At 63.3% G+C, this 6,222-nt stretch carries 6 protein-coding genes; 2 read left to right on the top strand and 4 right to left on the bottom strand.

Annotation, left to right across the window (positions count from 1 at the left end; genetic code table 11):
• Positions 1 to 22: 22 nt before the first annotated feature.
• From AAF184_11225 to AAF184_11235, 3 genes are all read right to left on the bottom strand, one after another.
• Positions 23 to 2,335 carry a chemotaxis protein CheA gene (locus AAF184_11225; GenBank protein ID MEO0422901.1) on the bottom strand — a complete coding sequence of 771 codons (2,313 nt, stop codon included), beginning with the start codon at positions 2,333 to 2,335 and terminating at the stop codon, positions 23 to 25.
• A gap of 19 nt (positions 2,336 to 2,354) precedes the next feature.
• A complete protein-coding gene (locus AAF184_11230) occupies positions 2,355 to 2,717 on the bottom strand; it encodes a response regulator (GenBank protein ID MEO0422902.1) in 363 nt (120 codons plus the stop codon).
• A 120-nt stretch (positions 2,718 to 2,837) separates the two neighbouring features.
• The gene (locus tag AAF184_11235) at positions 2,838 to 3,350 is read right to left on the bottom strand and encodes a chemotaxis protein CheW (protein ID MEO0422903.1); all 513 of its coding nucleotides are present in this window, start codon (positions 3,348 to 3,350) and stop codon (positions 2,838 to 2,840) included.
• Between the two features lie 355 nt (positions 3,351 to 3,705).
• Between AAF184_11235 and AAF184_11240 the strand changes: the two genes are divergently transcribed.
• Both AAF184_11240 and AAF184_11245 read left to right on the top strand, forming a co-directional pair.
• Positions 3,706 to 4,089 carry a response regulator gene (locus AAF184_11240; GenBank protein ID MEO0422904.1) on the top strand — a complete coding sequence of 128 codons (384 nt, stop codon included), beginning with the start codon at positions 3,706 to 3,708 and terminating at the stop codon, positions 4,087 to 4,089.
• 20 nt (positions 4,090 to 4,109) lie between these two features.
• A complete protein-coding gene (locus AAF184_11245; GenBank protein MEO0422905.1) occupies positions 4,110 to 4,580 on the top strand; it encodes a hypothetical protein in 471 nt (156 codons plus the stop codon).
• Between the two features lie 173 nt (positions 4,581 to 4,753).
• Here AAF184_11245 and AAF184_11250 read toward each other — a convergent pair whose 3' ends face one another.
• On the bottom strand, positions 4,754 to 6,013 hold the full coding sequence (locus AAF184_11250) for a methyl-accepting chemotaxis protein (protein MEO0422906.1): 1,260 nt from the start codon (positions 6,011 to 6,013) through the stop codon (positions 4,754 to 4,756).
• Between the last annotated feature and the right edge of the window lie 209 nt (positions 6,014 to 6,222).

Genomic DNA, 6,222 nt, shown 5'->3' on the forward strand with positions numbered 1-6,222 from the left:
CACCGCGCTGCGCACTACGCCCTTAGGCTGCTGCCCGCCCGCCGCGAGCCTCGCCGCGGTTGTAGAACCGGTGCACGAAGCCTGGCACGTCGAGAATCAGGGCGACGGTGCCGTCGCCGAGAATCGTTGCCCCGGAGAGGCCTTCAACCTGGCGGTAGTTTTCCTCGAGGCTCTTGATCACGACCTGCTGCTGCTCCAGCAGCTCGTCCACGAATAGCCCGACCCGCTGGCCGTCCGCCTCGACGATGACCAGCAGGCCCTGATCGGGCACGTCGGAGCGCGTGCGGTAGAAGGCATCGTAAAAGCTGGTAACGGGTATGAACTCACCCCGCGTCTGGTACACGCGCCGCTTACCCGCGAACTCGTTGATCTCGTTGGAGCGAACCTGGACGGTCTCGACGATGGAGAGCAGCGACAGCACGAAGGTCTCCTCGCCGATACGCACCAGCTGACCGTCGAGGATGGCGAGCGTGAGCGGCAGGCGGATAGTGAAGACCGTGCCGACACCAACCTCCGAGGTCACCTCTACGCGGCCACCGAGGTCCTTGATGTTCCGGCGCACCACGTCCATACCCACGCCACGGCCGGAGACGTCGCTGACCGTTTCGGCGGTCGAGAACCCGGGCTGGAAGATCATCTGGATCGCACGCTCGTCGGAGACCTGCTCGTCCGGTCCCACCAGGCCACGCGAGCGCGCCTTGTCGAGGATCTTCTCAGGGTTGAGGCCCTGGCCGTCGTCGGAGATGCGGATAACGATGTTCCCGCCCTCGTGGAAAGCGCTGAGTTCGATCGTGCCCGTCTCGGACTTGCCGGCCTCCCTACGCTTCTCCACAGGCTCGATGCCATGGTCGAGGGAATTGCGCACCAGGTGCACGAGGGGGTCACCGATCTTCTCGAGTACGGTCTTGTCGAGCTCCGTCTGCTGCCCGGTGAGCTTGAGATCGATCTTCTTGCCGAGCTGAGCGCTCAGGTCGCGTACCAGACGCGGGAAGCGGCTGAAGCAGAAGCGGATCGGCAGCATGCGGATCTGCATGACGCTCTCCTGGAGCTCGCGCGTATGCCGCTCGAGCTGAGCGAGACTGTCCTTCAGACCGCCGAGCGAGTCATCAGCGTCCGCGCCGTAGCGCCTCAGCATCGACTGGGTGATGACGAGCTCACCTACCAGGTTGAGCAGGTTGTCGATCTTGTCGATGCTGACGCGGATCGACGTGGACTCACTGCCACCGCCACCGCCACCGCCAGACTTCTTCGGCGGATCAGCAGGGGGCTTAGCACCGCCCGCGGATGCCGGCGCACTCGCGGGCGGCGGAGCGGCCTTAGCGGGCGCGGCCTCGGCCTTACCAGGCGCACTCGGCGCGGCTGCTGGCGCAGGCGCGGCTGCAGGCGACGCGGCAGGGGATGCTTGCGCAGCGCTGGCGGCGGCCTGTGGTGCTGCCGCCTGCGCCTGGCCCGGGGTGGCGCCTGATTCGTCGCCTGTCTCACCCGCCACTGCTGCAGCAGCTTCGCTGATGGCGATATCGGCGCTGAGCTCCACCCAGTCGAATACGTCGCGCACACTCTGAAGGCTCTCAGCCGTGCGCACCACGAAGGTCCAGTCCAGGTAGCAAGCTTCGGGATTGAGTTCACCGAAGGCCGGCAACTTGTCGAGGGCGACGCTGGGGGTGACCGCCCCGAGGGCAGCGAGATCGCGCGTGAGGCTGAGGACGCAGTTCCCCGTCGCCATCATGTTCGGATGAGGAGCGAACTTGACGGTCACGTCGCGCTGCCCATCGTCCGCTGCCTCCCCGGCAGCCTGCGTCGCGCCGGCAGCCGGTTGTTCGGCTGCGCCCGCGTCTCCCGGTGCGCCCTGCGCAGCTTCGGCGGAGGCCTTCCCAGTGGCGGTGGCTGCATCGCCGGCGGCACTCTGCCCGCCCGCGGCGGCATCCGCCGGACCGCCCTGCCCCAGGGCAGCCACTTCGGTCTCGAGCTTCTGCTGCAAATCGGCAACTCGGGCCGTATCGTGGGCAGAGCCCTCTTTGGCCGCTCCTAGCATATCTCGTAGGCAATCGACGGACTTCAACAGAAGCGCGACGACCGGCTCGGTCACGTTGCGCTCACCCGAACGCATCTGATCGAGCAGCGTCTCCATATGATGGGTGAACTCAGCGATCGCCTCGAAGCCGAAGGTACCGGAGCCACCCTTGATGGAGTGCGCAGCGCGGAACACCTCGTTGACCGTATCGGCGTCGGGCTCACCTGGTTCTAGGCGTAGGAGTCCGGCTTCGAGTACCTCGAGCCCTTCCACACTTTCTTCGAAGAAAATGTCCGTGATTTCGGACATGTCGAAGTCGGACATGCGACGTATCTCCTCGGGGTCAGGACAGCACTTTGTCGACCGTTGCGAGCAACGAGTCGGGACTGAAGGGCTTTACGATCCAACCGGTGGCACCGGCGGACTTCCCCTTGGCTTTCATCTCAGCGCTCGACTCGGTGGTCAGCACCAGGATGGGAGTGAATCGGTAACCACCGAGTTCTCGCAGGCGCGAGATCAACGTGATCCCATTCATTTCCGGCATGTGGACGTCGGTCACGACGAGGTTCACATCCTCGTCCTGGGCGAACTCGAGCGCCTCGACGCCGTTTTCGGCGGTCACGACATCGTGTCCGCCAGACTTCAACACCAACGTCACCATCTGCCGAATCGAGGGCGAGTCGTCAACCGCAAGAATCTTAGCCACGTCGTCTAGTTCCTGTGCCTGCGTATGTCGTGTAAGAGGACTGGGAAGGAGGCGCTCTCGGGCGCTCTTATGACCAATCCTCTACCTAACTAGCGTAGTGTTCTTAATCGGAGCGCAGTCCTAGTGGACTGCCTCTTCTTCATCCATCTGCATGTGCGAATCGACCAGGTTGTCGATGTCCAGCAGGATCAACATCTTCTCGTCAACGGTCACCAGGCCCTTCACGAAGTCGATGTTCACGGACGTGCCGACTTCGGGCGGTGGCTTGATGTTCTCGTGAGGCACCGAGTACACCTCGGACACGGCGTCCACGACGAACCCGAAGGTGTGCTCGCGCTTAGCATCCGACTGCACCTTCACGATCACCACCACCGTCGTGTTGCTGTACTCGAGGGGGTCGAGCTCAAAGCGGCGGCGTAGATCGATGACCGGCACCACGGTGCCGCGGAGGTTGATGACCCCCATGACGAACTCGGGCGTGTTGGGAATGCGGGTTGCCGTGTCCCACCCCTTAATCTCCTGCACACGCAATATGTCGACCCCGTATTCGGCGCCGTCGAGCATGAAGGTGAGATACTGGTTGGTGGTCGACTCGGTGGCAGACTCCGTCGCTGTTTCGTTGGTGATGGCCATCGGTCCTCGTTTCCTGGGTAGCTGTCGGGGGCACCTGCTGCTCGCTCTCTCATCGAGCAGCCGCGCGTTCTCGGATCGCTGAGACTGCTATCGACCCGTTTGCGCGTAATTGGAGGCACGACCGTATGGAATCCTCTGGCGCGTAAGGAATCTGTGCGCCATTCGGCATTCCCGATGCCACCGCTGCAGGGCCCCCTCAGTTCCTCGACCCGATCGACTGTCTGCTCTCAAGTTACTGCGCACGCAGCCGACACCCTTCGAGATGGTGATGCGCTAGCAAGGCTCGCTAGGCGTCCGAACGCTTTGCTCGTGCGGCGAAGGCCAAACGATATCTACCCCGATAGGAGACTTAACAATGAAGATCCTGGTTGTGGACGACAGCATCGCGATGCGACTGATGGTCGTTCGATGCCTGCGCCAGGCCGGCTTTGGCGGTCACGACATCGTGCAGGCCGAAGACGGCGCCAAGGGCTACGACGCGATCGGCGAAGAGAGGCCCGACGTGGTGCTCTCGGACTGGAACATGCCCAACATGACTGGAATCGAACTACTGGAGAAGCTCAAGGAAGAGAGCGAAGAGCATGGCGACAAGGGCCTGGGTCTGACCTTCGGGTTCGTCACTACAGAGGCGAGTGCAGAGATGCGCGCCCGTGCCAGCGAGGCTGGCGCCAAGTTCCTGATCGCCAAGCCGTTCACTCCGGATAGCTTCAAAGATGCCCTAACGGACATCATCGCCTGACGTCAACGAGGATAAGTAACGTGCCAAACTTCCTAGTTCCTACTCATGAGTCCACCACCGAGATGCTCGGCATGGTGTTCGGCGAGGACACGGAGATCTTCGAGGGATCGCCCGTGGACCCCAACGCCGGCTACCTGGCCACCTTCGTCGACGACGAGGGCAAGCTGGTGGCCGTCAGCGCCTGCGACACCAAGTTCGGCGCCTTCGCGGGCTCGGCCCTGTCGTTGATCCCCAAGGCTGGCGCCGAGGATGCGATCGCCGACGGCAGCCTGAGCAAGCCCATGGTGGACAACCTGTACGAGGTGATGAACCTCTGCACGCGTCTGCTGATGGATGAGAAGACGCCCCACCTGAAGCTCGGCGGCATCCACGCACCCGGCGAGGCGCTCGACGATGCGGCCAACGAGATCGTGAGTGCTGGCAACGCCGCCCACCTCAAGGTGGACGTGCCCCGCTACGGCATGGGTAACGTGTCCTTCTTTGTGAGCTGACACCCCCACGCTAACGCTGGCAAACGCCGAGGGCCGTCGGGGACCTCGGCGTTTTGCTTTTGCGCGTCTCGCTCGACGGACACGTACCATCGACGGACACAAAAAACCCCCTGCGGCGAATAGCCGCAGGGGGTTTTCTTCAGTCTCGAAACAGGCGTGCGGCGCGCGGGCCCCTAGGCGCCACCGCCACGAATCGCGGCCAGGAAGTTCTCCACCTGCGAGCGCAGGCGCTCCGACACCTCCCGTAGATCGCCCACATCCACATGCAAGCTCTCGGACGCCTGGCCAGCGCTCGAGATGCGCTGCGTGGCGCCCTGCGTATGGCGGGCCACATCCTGCATCAAACGCCGAATCTCGCTGATCAGAGACTGGATCTGATCCGTCGCGTGACTCTGCTCGTCCACTGCCGAGCCGATCTGCTCACCGGTGTCGGTGACCGAGCCGATGGACTCGCGGATCTCCGCCAGGGCCGCCACGGCACCCGAGGTGGCCGTCTCGATCGCGCGGATCTGATGCTCGATGTTCGAGATCGCCTCGGAGGTCTTGTTCGAGAGTGACTTCACTTCCTTCGCCACCACGGCAAACCCCCGACCGGCCTCACCGGCCCGCGCCGCCTCGATCGTGGCGTTCAGGGCGAGCAGGTTGGTCTGGTTAGCTATCTCCGTAATCAGCCGCAGCACTTCGCCGATCTGCGAGGTGCCCTCCGCGAGCACTTTGACCTTCTCGTCCGCGTTGCCCGCCTGCTGGGCGATGAGCTGGGAGGCATCGCTCGACTCCTTGCCACGCTTACCGATCTCAGCCACGGCGGTGACCAGCGTTTCGCCGGCGGACGCCAGGTCATTGAGGTTGGCGCTTACGGAGTTGATACCACCCGACACCTGCTCTGCGCCTTGCGCCGACTCGCGCGAGCCGCTGCGAACGATTTCTGCACTCGACATGAGCTGGTCGGCCGAGCGGCCGATCTCGTTGGCGACGCCGTAGACGTCATCCTCGAAGCTCTGGATGAGATTCACCCGATCGGTGACATCGGACCACGTGATCATGGCGCCGCAATACTGTTCCTTGCGGTCGAGGATCGCGCGAATCTGAAAATCCAGGGTTTGGGTGCCAAACACCACCCGCGATTGCCACGGCAACTGACTCGAGTCACTCAGGTTCGGCAGGGTGGAGGCCTGAGCGCCGAACAGACGTCCGAGCGGTGCGCCATCCATGTCCTTCGGCGACACGCCCGTGTGGTCGCTCAGGGCCTTCAGGCTCTTGCGACCCGCCGTGTTCATATAGGAAATGCAGAAGTCTTGCTCCGCGTTAGCCCACATGAGGGGGGCTGGCGTGTTATCCACCATCATCATGGCGGACTCGAACCAAACTCGAAACCGCTTCTTCTCCTCTTGTGCCTTGGCCAATTCGGCTACGTGGTCAACTGCGGTGCTCATAGGCTCTCTCTGTTGTTCGAGAACGAATAGGGGTTCGGCGAACTCTACCAACAGCTACGACCGCCGAGCGGCGACCCGGTACCGGATATGTATATATGCGGGGCGAAAGTGTGAACCAGTAGCCGTTGGGGGGGCGGGGGGGGTTGGACCCCGCCCCCACCGAGGGGCCAAACGCCCCCCCCCCCCGCCCCAAAAAAAGAAAAAACACC

This window comes from Pseudomonadota bacterium (assembly GCA_039815145.1).
Lineage (GTDB): Bacteria > Pseudomonadota > Gammaproteobacteria > Steroidobacterales > JBCBZW01 > JBCBZW01.